This is a genomic window from Parabacteroides sp. 52, from assembly GCF_010500925.1.
Lineage (GTDB): Bacteria > Bacteroidota > Bacteroidia > Bacteroidales > Tannerellaceae > QVMG01.
This window is the reverse complement of sequence record NZ_QVMG01000005.1, coordinates 79,291-98,312: the sequence shown is the minus strand read 5'-3', so window position 1 is coordinate 98,312 and position 19,022 is coordinate 79,291. Positions and strand designations below refer to the sequence as shown.

The following is a 19,022-nucleotide window of genomic DNA, read 5'->3' as shown; positions in this document are numbered from 1 at the left end:
TACTGACGATAGCTATCAACACTAAAATATCCCGTGTTTTTGCAACGATGAAACGGTTGTTTTGACTGCAAATAGGGTGAGATTACTCCTTTTTATTTTTCTTTAGAGAAGAACTTTTGGAAAAACAGTATCTGGTAATCAATGGAGTTCTTCCAATAAGCAGCGGTGTGGCCTCCGGGACGTACCAGGAAATCATGATCGATTTTGTTTGCCACTAAGCGGGCGTGGAAATGCGTATTTACATCAAAGAAAAAGTCGTCATATCCACAGTCGATAATCAAAGCCAAGTCTCCCTTTTTTAGTTGGTCCACCAGATTGATTACCGTATGTTTGTCCCATACCTCTTTATTCTCCGCCCATTCGCCCAAGTGTTTACGCATCTCCCAGTTTTTGGGAAAAGGACGAATGTCTACCCCACCACTTGTACTGCCTGCCGCACCGAATACATCCGTATGCCGGAAAGCAAGCCATAAGGCTCCGTGTCCTCCCATGCTTAAGCCCGTAATAGCCCGGGCTTCTTTGGCTTTTATCGTGGCATAATGGGAGTCTATATAAGATACTAACTCCTTAGACACAAAGGTCTCATAGCAATAGGACGGATCTTGGGGACTGTCCCAATACCAACTGTTATTCCCGTCGGGGCAAACAAAAGTGAGATGCTGTTTATCTGCTATTTCAGGCAGGTCCGGGCGCATACCGATCCATGTTTGGGCATTCCCACTATATCCATGCAACAGATAAATAACCGGACTGGGACTTTCTTGGTTTTGGGGCGCGATGACGATTACTTCTATTGGTTTATGCATCATATGACTCTCAACCTGAAGGGTATCTACGATAGCAGCTTGCAGGGATGCCGAAAAGAAGAAGAAAAGAACTAAAAGGGGATACACTGTTTTCATCATTTGTTTTTTTGGCAAATATAGTGAAAGGTGAGTGCAATCCGAAAGGAAAATTTATTTTCATAAAGGATTGCCGAACCGCATCCTATATTCTGTAAATAGATTGAAAGGTGAGTAAATCAGTTTATAACATAGGCTATAAACAAATAATTCGTACCTTTGCCACCCATTATAGATAAAGAAACAGAGTCTAATTTAGAAATAAAAGAAAAATGGCAAAAGAGCTGAAAGAACTTACCAAAAGAAGTGAAAATTATTCACAATGGTATCAGGATTTGGTCATAAAGGCGGATCTGGCGGAAAATTCTGCCGTACGTGGATGTATGGTTATCAAGCCATATGGATATGCCATCTGGGAAAAGATGCAACGTGTATTGGACGATATGTTCAAAGAAACCGGTCATATGAACGCCTATTTCCCTTTGTTGATACCCAAGTCATTTTTAAGCAAAGAAGCCCAACACGTAGAAGGTTTTGCGAAGGAATGTGCCGTGGTTACTCATTACCGTCTCAAGAATGATCCCGATGGGAAAGGGGTGGTGGTAGATCCGGCTGCTAAATTAGAAGAAGAACTGATTATTCGTCCGACATCGGAAACGATTATCTGGAATACATACCGCAATTGGATACAATCGTATCGTGACCTGCCGATAATGGTCAATCAATGGGCCAATGTCATGCGTTGGGAAATGCGTACGCGTTTGTTCTTACGTACGGCAGAGTTCCTTTGGCAGGAAGGGCATACGGCGCATGCCACCCGCGAAGAGGCGGAAGTGGAAACGCGTAAAATGCAAGAGGTGTATGCTACCTTTGCGGAGCAATACATGGCGATGCCTGTGGTGAAGGGGGTGAAATCGGAAAGCGAACGTTTTGCCGGAGCTGTTGATACCTATACGATTGAAGCGATGATGCAGGATGGAAAAGCTTTACAAGCCGGTACCTCACACTTCCTGGGGCAGAACTTCGGGAAAGCGTTTGATGTCACCTTTATCGATAAAGAAGGAAAGGTGGATTATGCCTGGGCAACCTCCTGGGGCGTTTCGACACGCTTGATCGGTGCATTGATTATGGCTCACTCAGACGATAATGGTTTGGTTCTTCCTCCTTTGTTGGCTCCTATTCAGGTGGTGATCGTTCCTATCTATCGCAGCGAGGAACAATTGGAACAGATCCGTGAAAAGGTTTCCGGTATCGTGTCTAAGTTAAAAACAATGGGCGTGTCGGTGAAGTTTGATGATGCCGATAATAAAAAGCCAGGTTGGAAGTTTGCCGAATATGAATTGAAAGGGGTACCTGTGCGTTTAGCTATGGGCGGACGCGACCTGGAGAACAATACCATTGAGGTTATGCGCCGGGATAAACTGGAAAAAGAAACGATCTCCTGTGAGGGCATAGAAGCATACGTGAAAAACTTATTGGAGGATATTCAACAAAATATTTTCCAGAAAGCATACGATAACCGGGCTTCGCATACGATCACAGTCGATACATACGAAGAGTTCAAGGAGAAGATAGAAGAAGGTGTCTTTATCCTTGCCCATTGGGATGGAACAGCTGAAACAGAAGAACAGGTTAAGAACGAGACGAAGGCGACCATCCGTTGTATTCCTTTGGAAGGAGATAAAACTCCGGGTAAGTGTATGGTGACAGGAAAACCTTCCGCCCAACGGGTATTGTTTGCACGGGCTTATTAATCAACTCTCTATATAGGAGGGCTGTCAGGAGTGATTCTGGCAGCCTTTTTTTATGCGACAAAATGCGTGTGCCTATGTTTCATGGTCGAAAATAACTATCTTTGTCTTTCTGTAAATAAAGAATGACGTATGAAAAAAATATGGATAAAGCATGCCCGTATCATCAACGAAGGACGTTCTTATGAAGGTTCGGTATTGATAAACGGGGATACGATTGCCGCTGTATATGAAAATGAAACGCCCCACCCATCCGTTCTTGCAGGTGCTGAGGTAATAGATGCCCGTGGAAAATGGCTTCTTCCCGGAGGGATTGACGATCAGGTGCATTTCCGCGAGCCCGGATTGACGCATAAAGGAGATATCGCCAGTGAAAGCCGGGCGGCCGTAGCCGGGGGTATTACTACTTTTATGGATATGCCTAATACCAACCCGCAAACGACAACACGGCAGGCATGGGAATGGAAATTGCAGAGAGGGGCGGAGACTTCGGTTGCCAATTATTCTTTTTTCTTCGGAGGAACAAATGATAATATGCAAGAGATCCGCCATTTGGATAAAAGCCGTATTCCCGGATTGAAACTGTTCTTGGGATCTTCTACGGGCAATATGCTAGTCGATCAGCAGGAAAGCCTGGAGCGAATCTTTGGAGAGGCGGATATGTTGATTGCCGTGCATGCGGAAAAGGAGGAGATTATCAAACGCAATATAAAATATTATACGAATTTGTACGGAAAGGAATTGGATATCTCTTTTCATGCGAAGATACGCAGTGAAGAGGCCTGTTATACATCTTCCGCAGAGGCGGTCGAACTGGCTACGCGGCTGCAGGCCCGACTTCATATACTGCATTTGTCGACAGCCCGGGAGATGAGTTTGTTGGACAACAAACTTCCCCTGAAAGAGAAGAAGATTACAGGAGAAGTCTGTGTGCATCATCTCTGGTTTGAAGATTCTGATTATGCCCGTTTGGGGAACCGGATCAAATGGAATCCGGCCATAAAGACGCTGGCGGACAGGACTGCACTTCGGGAGGCTGTACATACGGATAAATTGGATATTGTGGCAACAGACCATGCCCCGCATTTGCCGGCAGAGAAAGAAGGCAATTGCCTGACAGCGGCTTCCGGAGGCCCTCTGATACAACATTCGCTGGTCGCCATGCTGGAGATGGCTTCCGCGGGTTGTTTTACGTATGAGAAGGTGGTCGAGAAAATGGCACATGCTCCGGCTGATTTGTTCCGTATCGATCGCCGGGGGTATATACGTCCGGGATATTATGCCGACCTGGTATTGGTAGATCCGGCAAATGCCTGGACGGTAAATAAAGAAAATATTTTATATAAATGCGGTTGGTCACCGTTTGAAGACCATGTTTTCCCGCATAAAGTGTGGAAGACCTTTGTGAATGGTCAATTGGTGTACGATGAAGGAATAATCAATGAAGAAGTACGCGGAATGGAAGTACGATATAATGCAATCTGAACATACGATGAATAAAAAGAGAAAAAAACGAACGATGAATTACCTGCGGTCGATAGGGCTATCGGCTGCCTGCTTGAGTTTATTCAATGGCTGTGTGGCAGATGTTGCACCACCGGAACCTTATGGGGCGTTACCGACAGAGCATCAGTTGATATGGCAACATATGCAATATTATATGTTTATTCATTTCGGACCGAACACCTTTACGAATGTAGAGTGGGGGGATGGAAAAGAAGATCCGAAGGTGTTTAATCCGACGAACCTGGATTGCCGGCAATGGGCAGCAACAGCGAAGGCGGCCGGGATGAAAGGTATTATTATTACGGCCAAACACCATGATGGTTTTTGTCTATGGCCCAGCAACTTCAGTACACATACGGTGCGTGAAAGTCCTTGGAAAGAGGGTAAAGGCGACCTGCTGCGGGAATTATCCGACGCTTGTAAAGAATATGGACTGAAGTTTGGTGTGTATCTATCGCCCTGGGACCAGAATCATCCGGCTTATGGAACACCGGAGTATAATCAGATCTTTGCCAATACCTTAAATGAGGTACTGACGCAATATGGAGAAGTATTTGAACAATGGTTTGATGGGGCCAATGGGGATGCCCATAAAGGAAAGAAACAAGTATATGATTGGCCTCTTTTTCATGAAACGGTATACCGGAATCAACCACAGGCAATTATCTTTAGTGATATAGGTCCCGGTTGCCGATGGATGGGAAACGAAAGGGGAATAGCGGGGGAGACCAATTGGTCTACATTGAATGTGGAAGGTTTTGGTCCAGGTCTTGATGCTCCTGCCTCGTCGGTATTGAACAGTGGAGATAAAGAAGGAAAAGCCTGGGTGCCTGCAGAAACAGATGTCTCTATTCGTCCGGGCTGGTTTTATAGTCCGAGTACCGATGAGAAGGTGAAGACAGTAGAACAACTGACTGATATCTATTATTCTTCTATTGGACGAAATTCAAACCTGTTATTGAATGTTCCGCCCAACCGGGAAGGACGTATTCATGCGAACGACTCTATCCGGTTGATGGAATTCAAACAGGTGATAGATGAAAGCTTTGCACAGGATCTGATACAAGGGGCTACCTTGACGGCTTCTCATACAAGAGGAAGGGGGTATAAGGTCAGTAACCTTTTGCAGGAAAACTACGATAGCTATTGGGCTACGAATGACGGTCAGTTGACTGCCTCAATTGAGATTCATTTGCCGAAAGCTGAAACTTTCAATCGCTTTCTTTTGCAGGAATATATTCCGTTGGGACAGCGTGTGGCAAAGTTTGCAGTGGATGTGTGGAACGAATCAACGAAAGACTGGGAGCTGCTTTCAGAAGGAACAACGATAGGTTATAAACGGATTCTCTGTTTTCCGCAAGTAAAGGCCCAGAAGATCCGGTTGACTATACAGGAAGCACTCGCCTGTCCGGTCCTGACACGGATTGGATTGTTTAAGGCTGTTGAATTCCTTTCTGTTCCTTCTATGGAGAGAAACAAAGAGGGAGAAGTGACGATGCGTTGTATAAGTGACGATCCGGTCATTTATTATACCTTGGATGGCAGTGAACCGACTGCCTCCTCTATCCGTTACCAAGCTCCTTTTTCCCTGCCTGAAGGGGGCGTCGTACGTGCCATTGCTATGATTGATGGTAACCGTAAGCAAAGTGAAATTGCAACGGTTCGTTATGGTATAGCTCCGGCTAAATGGAAAGTGATTGCTCCTGAAGATCAAATGGCGGGAAGAGCTATAGACGGGAAGGGAAATACGGTAGCCAGAATCCCTTCTTCTTCTCCTTTGACAATCGATTTGGGTGAATCGCTTGTGTTAAAAGGTTTTGTCTATACGCCGGCAAACCGGACGGATGCTCCGAATATTTATCGTTATCTATTAGCAGTCAGCAAGGATAATAAAGAATGGTCGGTAGTCAAACCCGCTGGCGTATTCCCTAATATACAGAATAATCCGATTGCCCAGGAAGTGGTATTTGATCAACCCGTGGAGGCTCGGTATATGAAATTGAAAGCTATCGAACTGACCCATCCGGGCGAAGTGTATACGGTTGCCGAGATAGGGGTTTATACGAAGTAAGAAAGAACCTGGAGACTATCTTCCGGTGAATAACAAAAGGGCTGCCCATTTTGAAATGGACAGCCCTTTTACTTTATTACTTTATGATTGGTGGGGGCTTAGTCAAGTGTTAAATCTACAATTTCTGCTAGGGGAGCATTTTGCATTACGGAATGAATGCCTTTGTCTCTGTTTGCCTCACTTTTGTACATTTGACTTGTTCCCACGACTTTGTTGTTGCCTGCTCTCAGGTTGAAGAAGAACTTTTCATTGGAAGAGTTTTTCTTTTCAAAACGAATAGGCTGTTGACTGTTTTTCTTGACAGAGGCAATTCCTTGAATCGCACTTTTTTTGACAATGTATCCTTCACTGGTAAGGATTATTTCCCCATTGTTTGCTTTCAAATTGAATTGAAATTCGCCGTTTTTTCTTTTTGTTATTTCAAACTTAGCCATAATATGAAGTATTATATAATTAAATGTATTCATACAACACTTCCTCCGATGAATAAGTTCAATAGCTCTTGTTTTTTATGACTTTAGCTTTCTTCAGCCGGTTGGTACAAATAGCGTTTGATACTGCGTTTGGGAGTTTTTTCAAATTCTTCCTGATACAATTTAAAACAATGAATTTTGCTATATCCCGGTATCTCCGTATTTAACTGATCTATATTCTTCTGCATCAAGGCTTCAATCTCGGCATGCTGGATGCCTGCTTTGTCTACCTGTTCCCAGTCGGGATAGATGAGTGCGACCAAACGTCCGGCTTGAGAGATAACGATCGACTCAGAGACGTATAACATATTATTCAGCTTGTCTTCTATTTCTTCGGGATAAATGTTTTGTCCGTTGGAACTAAGGATCATGGATTTACTTCGTCCGCGTATATAAAGGAAACCATCCGCATCTAATGTTCCCAGATCCCCTGTTCGCATCCAACCATTCGGCATCATGACTGCTTTTGTCGCTTCGTCATTTTTATAATAACCTAACATCAGATTCATGCCGCGCACCATGATTTCTCCGACTTTATTCTCCGGGTCGTCTGAATCGATACATACTTCCATCCGGTCAACAATCTGTCCTACGGAACCTTGTTTGAAGCTGTCCCATTGTGTGTAAGCCACCAAAGGACCACATTCCGTCATCCCGTATCCGACCGTGTAGCGGAAACGAATCGTCTGCAGAAAACTTTCCACTTCTTTGTTCAGTGCGGCTCCTCCGATAACGATCTCACTCATATTACCACCAAACGACTCATATAGTTTGTTGGCAATTGTCTGAAATACTTTTTTATCAAGTAGAGGCAGTTTCAATAACAATTTAAAAAGAGGTTTTTCAAGCTGAGGGAAAACCTTATTCTTTACTATTTTTTCAATGATGAGAGGCACGGCCAATATCAGTGTCGGTTTGATTCTTGCAAATGCCTCTGCTATAATCTTCGGACTTGGGGTACGTGTCAGGAAATGTATATGACATCCTTTGTTGACCGAGTTCAGTATCTCAAAAGCCAATCCATACATATGAGCCATGGGTAACATGCAAACAATGTTATCACCGGCATGGATGAAAGGAAGGCGGTCGTAAGCAAACTGGGTATTGCTCCATAAGCTCCGGAAGGGCAACATAACCCCTTTGGAGAAGCTGGTGGTTCCTGAGGTATAGTTTAATACGGCCAGTTCCTCCGGCAACTCCAGGTGATATTTCACCTCTTCCGGGGTGAATGCCCGTGGATATTTCTTACCGAAATATTCATTGATACGTTCGCGTACACGTATTGTTTCTTTATTTTTACTTTTGAGGATCGAAAAATCATCCAGCAACATAAAGAGTTTCACCTCCGGCATCATCTCTTCATGCATATTTTCCCAATTGCTTAAAGCGGCTAATACGACCTTTGCTTCGGAATGATTAACAATATGGTGGATATTATCCGGTTTAAAATCGTGCAGGATAGGCACAGCTACAGCACCGTAAGCCAGGGTTCCGAAGAAGGTAATAGCCCAATGGGAAGAGTTACGCCCGACAATCGCTACTTTGTCTCCCTTTTGGACTCCTGCCTCTTCCAATAAAATATGAAATTTGGCTATTTCTTCTGCAAAGTCTTTATAGTAGTAAGTCTTACCCTTATAATCGGTAAAGGCAGGCAGGTCCCAATGTATTTTTATACTTCTTTCAATTAATCCCAGAAAACGGTTTTCCATAGTATTTTACACCTCCACTTTGATGATCACTTTTCGTATAGCTCCTTGTCCTATAGCCGGTGCATGTCCGTCTGCGGGAAAGTAAATAGCAAATTCCCCCGGATATATTTTGGTATATGTTGTCGGGCGGTCTACAAAAAAGGTGATGTCTTTTTCTGCATTGTAAGGAATAGATACTTCTTGAAGTTTGTTACCGGCTTTCCATCCGATCGTCTCAACGCCAGCCAAGGGCAGTTGAATGTCAATGAATTTATCATGCGTTTCCAGTTTGGCGTCTTGTTCGTCTTTGCCGGTAATACTGACTACGGAGGCTGTCAGCCGTTGTCCGTCTATTTCATATTTACCGTCTTCCACACAGTTGAAATCCGTAGAGTTGATATAATCAAAAGCTTTTTTAAATAGGGGGTGAAGTTTTTCTGTCCACTCCGTGTTCTTTAATGAATCATGAATCATGGCGGTTTCTATTAATTTGTATAACAATTCGTTTTTTATGCAGCCTGTTTGTTTAGAAGCAAGGTGCATCCTATATTTTGCAAATATAACAAATGTGAAGAGACGAAAGTTGTTAAAACGAAATATTCTGCGATAAATAGGTGAGATCTATTTATCTTGTATCTTTGTCCTACTCTATAAATGTTTAAAAAAATGAATTATGGATACAATGGTTTTTAAGACAAATGCAAAATGCAGCGGTTGCGAATCCGCTATGCGTATCAAATTGAGCCAGGTAATAAAAGAGAATGAATGGTCATTGGATCTGGACGCTGCAGATAAGTTATTACATGTAACGGCCGATGTTGCGCCGGCAGTTATTATTGAGGCATTGGCTGATGCCGGCTTCAGAGCGGAACAAGTACAGTAACGGCTAAAGCAGAAGCAAATATGCCCCTGATAAAAGAAGGGACTGTCCCCCAGTAAAATGGAACAGTCCCTTTTTCTTTTTATCCGAACAGATTATAGTCCGCTGAAATCAACTCCGTCAAAGAGTAAAGACGGAATACGCCAACTGGACGACATACGCGGATCGTTTCCTATTTCAAGAAGGTTATTACACAGAGATAATACATTCCCCGTAATATTCATTTCCGAAACAGGCTGTGTCAGTTTGCCGTTTTCAATGAGGAAGCCTTCCACACCATAGGAGAAATCCCCTGTTGTACTGTTGCTGTTACCTCCATTGAATCCGGTAATAAGAATACCCTTGTCAACGCCTTGTATCAGTCCATTTACATCTTTGGTGCCTAACTCCATTGTCAGGATGGAAGGCGAAGAAATCGTCTGTTGCATATGCATCTTATTGGCATTGTATGTGTCGATAAAGTAGGTCTTTAACACCCCTTTTTCAAAAATAGGCATTTGTTTGGTAGCCACCCCTTCTCCGTCGAAGTAACGGGCACCGAATGATTTCACCAGATGCGGTTGGTCTATGATAGTGATATTGTCACCGACCACTTTTTCATTCAATTTATTCAACAGGAAAGAGTTGTTTTGTTGAATGGCCGAACCGTATAAAGCACTCAATAGGGGAGAGATCAGACGCGAGCTATTGACGTTATCCACCACCATCTTGTATTTGCCGGAGGCCACTTTCTTTTGTCCGAGTTTACGGAGCACACGTTCCATGGCAGTCGTTCCGATACCTTTCTTCTTCAAAGCGTCAAAGTAAAGAGATGAATCATACCAATAAGATTCCGGACGGGCTTCGCCTTCTCCTTTTATGCTGACGCTGCCCACCAGGCTGAAATAGGTGCTGGATGTTTCTCCTTCGAAACCATTGCTGGCCACCATATAACGGAAGTCCTTGCCGTCGCTGTAAGAAGAGTTGGCAGAAATGATACGCTCGTCTTTTCCCATCATCTCATCACAGGTACCCATAGCCAGGGCAACCTTATCATCCGGTTGAACGGCATTGAAGTTCGGATCATTTAATTGCAAATCCGCACCTCCTCCTTTGTAATACAAAGAGGCGTCAGGCAATGTCCGTGCCTTGTCTTCTGCCAGGTAACGGGTAGCATCGATGCCGTCTTTTATGAATTTCTCCAGTTCTTCTTTATTCAGGCGATTGGTAGAATACGAACCATATCGTCCGTCTACATAGAGGTTGATGCCCAGGCTGTTTTCTGAGGCCTGTTGCAAACGGTCTATCTTCATATCCCTTATTTCAAAGGATGTGTTCGATCCGTAATACAGGCTGGCGCGTGAAGCCTGACAGCCGTTTTTCAGGGCATATTCCATGGCCCATTGAACCAGTTTTTTATTTTCGTTTGATATCATATCAGCTTTCTCCTCCTACCGTTAATTTACTTACTAAGGCCGACGGCATACCACAGGTAACCGGACAGGATTGTCCGTCTTTCCCACAGGTCCAGGTTCCGTTGTCCATTTTATAATTATTACCCACCATGGTGATATCAGCCAACGCTTTCGGGCCATTGCCAATGATATTGATATCTTTTATCGGTTGGGTCAGTTTACCGTCTTCGATCAGGTAACCGTCTTTGACAAAGAAGGTGAAGTCACCCGCCCCGATCTGCACCTGTCCGTTGGTGAAGGTGGCGGCATAAATCCCTTTCTTTACAGTCGAGATCATCTCTTCTTCAGTCACATTGCCGGCTTCCATATAGGTTGCACGCATACGCGGTATAGGCATATGACGGAAGGATTCCCGACGTCCGTTTCCGGTAGAAGGGATACCGTAATGTTGCGCACTGATACGGTCGTGGAGGTAACTGGTCAGGATACCCTCTTTGACGATATATGTTTTTTGTCCGTTTACCCCTTCGTCGTCCACATTAACAGATCCTCTGTTGAAAGGAATGGTACCGTCATCGACCACGTTGATATGTTCGTTACAAACTTTCTTATTCAACAGATCGGAGAAGATAGAGGTGTTCTTGCGGTTGAAGTCGGCTTCAAAAGCATGTCCGATGGCTTCGTGTAATAAGATACCCGATCCTCCGGCGCCCATAACGACCGGCATTTCTCCCCCTTTGGGTTTGATTGCCTGGAAAAGGATAGAGGTTTTCTTTATGGCTTCCTGGGCAACTTCGTCGATCAATTCGTCGGTCAGGAATTCGGTACCCATACGGAAAGCACGGGCGGCGTATGAATTCTCAATCTTATCATTCTCCTGCATGATACACATAGCACTCAGGGTTACCATCGGGCGGTAATCGTAATACATCAAACCTTCCGAGTTGCAAAAGAAAATATGCGAGGTAGTATCCCCCAAAGAGGCCATTACCTTATTTACCCGGTTGTCTAATGCGAATATCTTATCATTGAGTTTCTGCAGGTAAGGCATTTTCTCTTTGACAGCAATCTCATCCCAGGATGTTTGTATGCTGTAATAGTCACCTTTATCCTTTTTCTCGGTCAGATCCACCGGTTTCTTGGCAGAAACGGTACCTGTCGCAATACGTGCAGCCGTGCGAGCTGCATTTAACATTTCCTCCATGGTGACATTCTCCACATAGGCATATCCGGTCTGGTCGCCTGCCAATACGCGGACACCCACTCCAAAGTCGATATTGGAAGAGGCCCGGTTCACCGCACCATCCTGTAAGCCTACATTGTTACGAAAAGAATGCTCGAAATAAAGATCGGCATAATCTCCCCCTTTCTCCAGGGCAGCGGTCAATACTTTTTTCAAGTCGTTTTCACTCACCCCAAAATGATTCAGGGCATACATAATTCCGGTGGCCTGATCTACTTTGCCTCCATGAGCCAAAGCATTTCCAAAAAGCGAAGGAGACGCTAAGGAACCAAGCATGACCATACCTCCTGTTTTAATAAAATCACGTCTGTTATATTTCATAAATTACTGTTTATTTACTGACTTGGCCCACTGCATCACATGGGCAGGGGGACGTTCAGCTAATAATTCTTTTTTCATAAAGTCCATATAGGGTGCTACATGTGCAAAAAACTGCTTATACCCTTTGCAAAGATAGTTTAAGCCGGGCTCGCCCTCAGGCGTATGCAGGAACCGGTTCTTGGGACATTCTCCGTTACAGGCAAAAAGATACTTACAGCTCTTGCACTGCATCGGTAACTTCTCGTGTTTGTCTGCGCCGAACTGGAGTTGACGCGGGCTATACATCATTTCTGTTAATGTATGTGTATGTATATTCCCCAGTTTGTATTCCGGGAAAACATAATGATCGCATGCATACAGGTCTCCATTGAATTCCATAACCCCGGCATGTCCGCATTGGCGTGCCAGCGTGCATACCCCCGGCTGTTCTCCCACCCAGTTGGCCAGGGTGGAATCGAACAACTGGATATAATAGGTACCAACGTCCTCTTTCAACCATTCGTCGAAGAGGGTACAAAGGAAGTTGCCCCATTTCTCCGGATCGACGGAGAAGGGAGCCAATTCGATCCGCGCATCCTGTTGTTCGGGAGAAGTGAGTTGGGTTCCGTCTGTATGTTGCACCAACCGTTCCACGATAGGAGCAAATTGTATATAATGGCAATCAATCTCTTTGAAGAAATGGTAGAACTCCAGCGGATAATCCACGTTGTAATCGTTGACAACCGCCATGGCATTGTATTCTACCTGGTATTTTTTCAACAGTTGAATGCCTTTCATCACCTTGTAAAAAGAAGGAAGGCCTTGCCGGTTGCGGCGGTATTCATCGTGAAACTCCTGGGGACCGTCGATAGAGACACCTACCAGGAAATTATTCTCTTTAAAGAAACGGCACCATTCCTCTGTCAGCAAGGTCCCGTTGGTCTGAATGCAATTGTCTATCTGCCGGCCTCTACCGTATTTATGTTGCAATTCCAATGCCTTTTTATAAAAGCTGATCGGACGCATCAGTGTTTCTCCTCCGTGCCAGGTGAAGAGTACCTGCGCCATGGTCTGACTTTCCAGATACTCCCGGATGAACTTTTCCAATAGTTGCTCCGACATAATCTGGTTTTTCACCTCCGGATAGAACTTGCCTTTTTCCAGATAGTAACAATACTCACAAGCCAGGTTGCATACCGAACCGGCTGGCTTTAGCATTACATACATGGGTTTAGCAAAGGGTGAAATGACGGTATTATTCATTGATATTATAGCGTTTTCATTTTCTCAGGCAGACAAAGGTAATAAAGTAATGGATTTAAAAAGTAATAAAAGGGCATAAAATGCAAGGAATTCCTTTCCTTTATAAAAGGATTCTTTGTTTTTTATTTTTTGCGCGAATGTTTATAATCCAGGATAAAACCTTCGCATAACCAGTTGGCCAATGCCTGGCGGTTGTTGTTTAAAACGATACGCTGCTGATCATAGCTGTTTTGTATATTTCCCAATTCCACAAAGAGGGAGGTGGGTTGGGTTTTGTTTAAAACATGTAGTTTGCGGTGTTCCACATATCCGGTAAATCCCCGGTTGGGTTGATGTATCCTGTATTTTTGGGAAAAGGTATTGCGCATCGTAAGGGCCAGGCTCCGGCTCTCGCGGCTGTTGGAGTGATAAAAGAACACATCGGTGCTTTTGTGTTTGCTCCGGCTGTCTATATGAATGAATATTGCCCGGCTGTAGGCCGGTTTGTCTTTGTGGTAGAGGGCATTGATTTTGTTAGAACGCTGATTCAACCTTTCGATTTGGTTAAGCGGGATACGGCTTCCCATGCATGTTTCGCGTTTGCTGTTTTTCAGGATACGTTCTTCCCGGATGCCATCTTGTGCATCCTGTATGATGATATAGACAAGGGCTCCCCGCATCAGGAGGTTACGTGCCAGGCGCAGGCTTATGTCGTAAGCGTATTCGTCTTCATGCAGTTCGTATTTTCCCATTTTGCCGATGGCTCCCGGATCCGGTCCTCCATGTCCGCAGACGACATAAAAACAGGCTCCTTTGAGTTCGGTGGAGAGGATTTCGTAGGATGCCAGGTTTTTGCCAAACAATGGTTCCTGCTTTTTTTTAGGGGAGGAGGAGGGTTTTTTCGGGGAAGGGGCTGAGGCGGTTTGGGTTTTTAAAGGAGGCAGTTGGTAGGCAACGCCCCATTGCAGGGTATTGTTTTTCCCGAATTTACCTTTGTTAAGCTCGATGAATTCTTTTTGATACACCGCTTCCGACCGGTTGTGTCGGCGCAGGAAGGTGACGATGCCATCACCTCTTTTGGGCAGTGCTTTTTCTTGTGCCTGTGAGGGGTAACAATTGAATAAAAGGAAGATGATATAGAGTAGTATGCAGCCTTTCATCCCTGTCTTTACATTTTTCCCATCTTCTGATATACCTCTTTGGTTAATTGGATATCATAGGCTGCATCGTGTAACTTGCTTGCATCCAATGCGATTCCTAAATGCCTGGCGACGGTTTCCAATTTGAAGTCGGGCATCGTATGCCGTTTTTCCGCCAGATGGAGACTGGCCAAAACCATTACATCGATAGAATTTACCCAAAACCAGGAGTAGAAGTAATTGTCCTTGTTCTGGACAAAGAATGCTTTTAAGAAATTGTTGTCGAAGGACGCATTGTTATATCCTACCAGAAAAAATTTATCTTCCTTTTTATACTTATCGACATAGCGGGAAAGCATTTCTACAAATTGCGTATATACCTCATGCATGGGAGGATAGGCCATTATCTGTTCCCGGCTCACATTGCAAACACGTAAGGCCTCTTCTTCAATATCGCATTGCGGGTTGGGGCGCACATTGAAGTTGAAGAACTCCTTGGTCTCTCCATCAATAACAATCTCCCCGCTTATCTGGTGTATACCGTTTCTCCAATACTTCACCCCTGTTGTTTCTAAATCAAAGAAAAGTAATTTCATTTGTGTTTTTTTGAAGTCGTATTATTCCAGACAAAAATAAGAAGAATATTCATACGATACTATCTCTTTGTTTTTTTGTATACAAAACAAAGGGAAAGGAGTTAGAGGAGTCAAAGGAGTCAAAGGAGTTAAAGGAGTTAAAGGAGTTAGAGGAGTCAAAGGAGTTAGATTAGATAAGTTAAAAAGGGGGGGATTAAAAATGCCGATATATATCAGCAAAAATGTCGACATATATCAGCAAAAATGTCGACATATATCGGCACAAGTGTCGACGATTATCGGCAATTTTATTTGTTTGCGGAAAAAGCCGCGGTTATATACCGGGAAAAGGCAATAAACAGGGGATTTTATGTATGTTTGCAGGCAAATACAATGAGCTTATGATGACCTATCTGATAATAATAACGACTCTCTTTGTCTCTTTCAGTTGTTTTTCCCAGGCGAACCTTTTTATGAAGTTGGCTTTTGTTCCGTATCGGGTGGTACGAAATAAAGAGTGGTACCGAATGATTACCCATGGTTTTGTGCATGCCGACTCTCTGCATTTATTGGTGAATATGTTTACCTTTTATTCTTTTGGAACGGAGATGGAGCGTATGTTCGGTTATATGGGATTCGGTCCATTGGCTTTTATCGGTCTTTATTTGGGAGGCATATTAGCTGCCAGCATCCCGGATTTGCTGCAAAAGAAGAACCAACCCAATTATGTGTCCATCGGAGCATCCGGAGCCGTCTCGGCTGTGTTGTTCGCTTATATATTATTCAATCCCTGGCGGTCCGTTTTATTGTTTGCCATCCTGCCTGTGCCCGGTATTTTGTTTGGGGTTCTGTATCTGATCTATTGCCAGTATATGGTCCGGAAAGGGGGAGGCTCTATCAATCATAAGGCACATTTTTATGGGGCGATTTTTGGCTTTCTTTATCCTCTTTTCTTGGAGCCCGGCTTGTTGCCTGCCTTTTTATCCCATTTCGGTCTCTGAATAAAAGCCGGTTCTTTGTATAAATAACTATCTTTGCTGCCGAAAATTGAAGACAGTAAAAAGATAGATGGATAAAGAAGATAATTTAGGAAGAGTACTGGCTCTTTTATTGATTGCCTTGTTGGTGTGTGTGGCTCTCTATGCATTACCGGACGAAATGTTCGGTTATAAAATAAAAAAAGTCGATTTATTGTCGGATATACGGGTAAAACCGGCCAAAGCCTCTTTAGATTCTATCAAACAATTCTTGCAGCAAGCAGATACGGTCGTCGTCGATACGGTGGCTATCCGCGAGTCTGTGATGCAATCGACAGGCATCGATTCGACCGCCTTGGCCTTACGCGATTCTTTATACAAGGCGGCTTATGCCGTAGAAGGGGCCGATGTATCGGGTACGCATATCGAAGATTATTCTCCCGGACATATAGGTTTGAAACGTTTCTTTATGGCTTTGAACAAAAGGCATGAGATGAAACGCCCTGTCCGTATTGCTTTTATGGGGGATTCTTTTATTGAAGGAGATATCCTGGTGGCCGATTTTCGTGCAGCGCTACAGAAAGAGTTCGGGGGGAGAGGCGTAGGTTTTGTGCCGATGTCTTCGGTGACGGCTCAGTTTCGTCCTACCGTGGGGCAGAAGATGGAGGGATGGAAGACGTGGTCGATGCTCAACGACCAGGAACAGGCTTATGTATTGTCGGGTACTTTGTTTGAACCGGACAAAGAAGGGGCCCGGCTTTCTCTAAAGAACAGTCTGCGTTATCCTTCGTTGACGGAGGTGTCTTCTGTCAAATTACTCTATGAGCAGAATGAAAAGACCCGGATGCAATTGGTATTGAATGGGGAAGCGGATACCTTGAGTCGGGTATTGCCACCCACGACAGCTATCACACAGAATATCATGACGGGGGATATCCGGGAGGTAGAATATATTTTTAGCCAAACAGAAGGTTTCCGGGCGTTGGGAGTCGCCTTGGAAGATGAATCCGGTGTGATCGTAGATAACTTTTCGCTTCGCGGAAATTCCGGTATGATATTGGATCGTTTGCATAAAGAACGTTGCAAAGAACTGACGGAGATACGTCCTTACGACCTGATTGTATTACAGTACGGCTTGAATGTGGTCAGTGAAGATATGATTGAATACGGATGGTATAGTCAACGGATGGTGAAGGTCGTTGCTCATTTGCAGGCATGTTTCCCGCAGGCAGACATTCTTCTGTTAAGCGTGACCGACCGCAGTCATCAGGTGGATGGGCGGTTTGAAACCATGCCGGAAGTATTGGCGATGATACATGCACAGCGGCAGATAGCTAAACGCTCGGCTATTCCTTTTTGGAATATGTTTGGTGCTATGGGAGGAGAAAACAGTATGGTGCAGTATGTGGAAAAAAACTGGGCCAGCAAAGATTATACCCATATGGGCTTCCGCGGAGGGAAAGAGTTGGCTCGTGCGTTGATGCATGCGTTGTTGTTGGAAAAAGAATTTTACGATGAGGCAGAACATGCGTTACATTGATCGCTTCCTTCCTTTTTGTCTGTGGGCAGTGCTTCTTCTGTTCCTCACAGGCGTGCAGGTATCTGCCTATGCCTCTGTCTCGTTAGAGGTCGAAGTCACCGACTCGGTGGTTGGAAAGAGAGGCGTGCAAAGGGTGGCGTTGGATTCGGTTGCTCCGGTGAGTATTCCTTCTATCGATTCTCTTTGTCTGGTGATTGATCCTACCCATTCGTTGGAGCCGTTTTTTTCGGAACTATCGATGTTATTGGATCGAAAGGATACGGTGGTGACGGTCGTTCATTTGGGAGATTCGCATATACAGGCAGGTTATTATCCCGGCAGGGTGATGCGACGGTTGCAGCAGCAGTTCGGCAATGCTGGGCGTGGATGGATTGCACCTTTGAAACTCAGTAAGGTGAATGAACCGGATGATTATTATATTACTTCAGTCGTGCGTGAATGGGTGGCCGGGCGTTGTATCCAGCGAGATAAAAAGACCGTTACCGGTATCGGGGGCATCGGAGTACAGTCGGCTTCTCCTTCTATCAACCTGGATGTGTCTATCGGACCGGTCAATGGCGCCGGATATACATTCAATCAGGCCGTCTTTTATCGTGCTGAAAAATCGATGCCGATGTTACCGACAGGCCCTTGGAAAGATCTTGTCGAAACGAGATGGGCAAATGAGGTGTGTGTGCCGGGGATTTTGGCCGATACGTTTAGGCTTCCTTGTTTGACCGACTCGTTGCAACTGCATAGTACGCGGAGGAAACAGGGAACGGATACTTTGTTGCCGGCTTCTTCTTTTACAAATACGTATTTCGGTTTTAACCTGACCAATGGAGGATCGGGACTGTTGTATCATTCCATCGGGGTGAATGGCTCTATGTTTGTGCATTATACCGATAGGGAATATATCCGCCAATTGGCCGTGTTGCGCCCGTCTCTGTTGATTATTTCCCTGGGGACGAATGAGACTTTCGGTCGCCGCTTCAGTCAGGCGGTATTTGCCGAACAGGTACGCTCTTTTGTCTCTTTGTTGAAAAAGGAGATGCCACATACCGCTTTCTTATTGACTACTCCGGCAGAGTGCTATAAACGGGTGACGGTGAATAAGAAACGCACTTATGTACGCAACGAGAATGTGGAAAAGGCGGCAAAGGCACTTGTGCGTATCGCACAAGAGGAAGGAATCGCTTGTTGGGATTTGTTTACAGCCACAGGTGGCAAGAACTCCCATAAAAAATGGTTCAATAAAAAACTTATGGGGCGCGACCGGATACATTTTACCAAAGAAGGATATTACGACCAGGGGGAATTACTTTACCGGGCTTTACTGAAGACGTATAACCTTCAGGCAGAAAAAGAGCTTCCCCCGATAATTGAGGAATAAAAAAGATGCATACATTATATACTATAATA

At 44.5% G+C, this 19,022-nt stretch carries 16 protein-coding genes; 7 read left to right on the top strand and 9 right to left on the bottom strand.

Annotated features, from left to right (window positions below):
- Positions 1 to 92: 92 nt before the first annotated feature.
- The gene (locus D0T51_RS05035; RefSeq protein ID WP_163726134.1) at positions 93 to 902 is read right to left on the bottom strand and encodes an alpha/beta hydrolase family protein; all 810 of its coding nucleotides are present in this window, start codon (positions 900 to 902) and stop codon (positions 93 to 95) included.
- A 212-nt stretch (positions 903 to 1,114) separates the two neighbouring features.
- On the opposite strand from D0T51_RS05035, the gene proS reads away from it, so the two are divergent.
- The 3 genes from proS to D0T51_RS05020 all read left to right on the top strand — a co-directional run bounded on the left by proS (position 1,115) and on the right by D0T51_RS05020 (position 6,170).
- Positions 1,115 to 2,596, top strand: a complete 1,482-nt coding sequence (proS, locus tag D0T51_RS05030; protein ID WP_163726039.1) for a proline--tRNA ligase — start codon at positions 1,115 to 1,117, stop codon at positions 2,594 to 2,596.
- A gap of 129 nt (positions 2,597 to 2,725) precedes the next feature.
- Positions 2,726 to 4,078, top strand: a complete 1,353-nt coding sequence (locus D0T51_RS05025) for a dihydroorotase (protein ID WP_163726036.1) — start codon at positions 2,726 to 2,728, stop codon at positions 4,076 to 4,078.
- Positions 4,035 to 6,170 (top strand): alpha-L-fucosidase, encoded by a 2,136-nt coding sequence (locus D0T51_RS05020; protein ID WP_203583324.1) that lies wholly within the window; start codon positions 4,035 to 4,037, stop codon positions 6,168 to 6,170. The genes D0T51_RS05025 and D0T51_RS05020 overlap by 44 nt, the downstream gene beginning before the upstream one ends.
- 98 nt (positions 6,171 to 6,268) lie before the next feature.
- Here the strand turns inward: D0T51_RS05020 and D0T51_RS05015 are convergent, their stop codons facing one another.
- The 3 genes from D0T51_RS05015 to D0T51_RS05005 all read right to left on the bottom strand — a co-directional run bounded on the left by D0T51_RS05015 (position 6,269) and on the right by D0T51_RS05005 (position 8,805).
- On the bottom strand, positions 6,269 to 6,604 hold the full coding sequence (locus D0T51_RS05015; protein WP_163726032.1) for a YegP family protein: 336 nt from the start codon (positions 6,602 to 6,604) through the stop codon (positions 6,269 to 6,271).
- An 83-nt stretch (positions 6,605 to 6,687) separates the two neighbouring features.
- Positions 6,688 to 8,352 (bottom strand): AMP-binding protein, encoded by a 1,665-nt coding sequence (locus D0T51_RS05010; RefSeq protein ID WP_163726029.1) that lies wholly within the window; start codon positions 8,350 to 8,352, stop codon positions 6,688 to 6,690.
- A 6-nt stretch (positions 8,353 to 8,358) separates the two neighbouring features.
- A complete protein-coding gene (locus D0T51_RS05005) occupies positions 8,359 to 8,805 on the bottom strand; it encodes a YhcH/YjgK/YiaL family protein (protein ID WP_163726027.1) in 447 nt (148 codons plus the stop codon).
- 199 nt (positions 8,806 to 9,004) lie between these two features.
- Here D0T51_RS05005 and D0T51_RS05000 point away from each other — a divergent pair, with 199 nt between their 5' ends.
- On the top strand, positions 9,005 to 9,214 hold the full coding sequence (locus D0T51_RS05000; protein ID WP_163726024.1) for a heavy metal transport/detoxification protein: 210 nt from the start codon (positions 9,005 to 9,007) through the stop codon (positions 9,212 to 9,214).
- A gap of 92 nt (positions 9,215 to 9,306) precedes the next feature.
- On the opposite strand, the gene D0T51_RS04995 is transcribed toward D0T51_RS05000, so the two are convergent.
- The 5 genes from D0T51_RS04995 to D0T51_RS04975 all read right to left on the bottom strand — a co-directional run bounded on the left by D0T51_RS04995 (position 9,307) and on the right by D0T51_RS04975 (position 15,125).
- Entirely contained in the window at positions 9,307 to 10,626 is a 1,320-nt protein-coding gene (locus D0T51_RS04995; RefSeq protein WP_163726021.1) for a TldD/PmbA family protein, read from the bottom strand.
- Between the two features lies 1 nt (position 10,627).
- Positions 10,628 to 12,169, bottom strand: a complete 1,542-nt coding sequence (locus D0T51_RS04990; protein WP_163726018.1) for a TldD/PmbA family protein — start codon at positions 12,167 to 12,169, stop codon at positions 10,628 to 10,630.
- 3 nt (positions 12,170 to 12,172) lie between these two features.
- Complete coding sequence (locus tag D0T51_RS04985; protein WP_163726016.1) at positions 12,173 to 13,411, bottom strand: anaerobic sulfatase-maturation protein; 1,239 nt, start codon at positions 13,409 to 13,411, stop codon at positions 12,173 to 12,175.
- Positions 13,412 to 13,533: 122 nt separating this feature from the next.
- Positions 13,534 to 14,550 (bottom strand): N-acetylmuramoyl-L-alanine amidase, encoded by a 1,017-nt coding sequence (locus tag D0T51_RS04980; RefSeq protein WP_163726013.1) that lies wholly within the window; start codon positions 14,548 to 14,550, stop codon positions 13,534 to 13,536.
- An 8-nt stretch (positions 14,551 to 14,558) separates the two neighbouring features.
- Complete coding sequence (locus D0T51_RS04975; RefSeq protein WP_163726009.1) at positions 14,559 to 15,125, bottom strand: 3'-5' exonuclease; 567 nt, start codon at positions 15,123 to 15,125, stop codon at positions 14,559 to 14,561.
- A 380-nt stretch (positions 15,126 to 15,505) separates the two neighbouring features.
- Between D0T51_RS04975 and D0T51_RS04970 the strand changes: the two genes are divergently transcribed.
- The 3 genes from D0T51_RS04970 (at position 15,506) to D0T51_RS04960 (ending at position 18,993) form a co-directional block, all read left to right on the top strand.
- Positions 15,506 to 16,105, top strand: a complete 600-nt coding sequence (locus tag D0T51_RS04970; RefSeq protein ID WP_163726129.1) for a rhomboid family intramembrane serine protease — start codon at positions 15,506 to 15,508, stop codon at positions 16,103 to 16,105.
- A 67-nt stretch (positions 16,106 to 16,172) separates the two neighbouring features.
- On the top strand, positions 16,173 to 17,621 hold the full coding sequence (locus D0T51_RS04965) for a hypothetical protein (protein WP_163726006.1): 1,449 nt from the start codon (positions 16,173 to 16,175) through the stop codon (positions 17,619 to 17,621).
- Positions 17,596 to 18,993: a GDSL-type esterase/lipase family protein gene (locus D0T51_RS04960; RefSeq protein ID WP_239056686.1), complete on the top strand. Its 1,398-nt coding sequence runs from the start codon at positions 17,596 to 17,598 to the stop codon at positions 18,991 to 18,993. The genes D0T51_RS04965 and D0T51_RS04960 overlap by 26 nt, the downstream gene beginning before the upstream one ends.
- Positions 18,994 to 19,022: the final 29 nt, after the last annotated feature.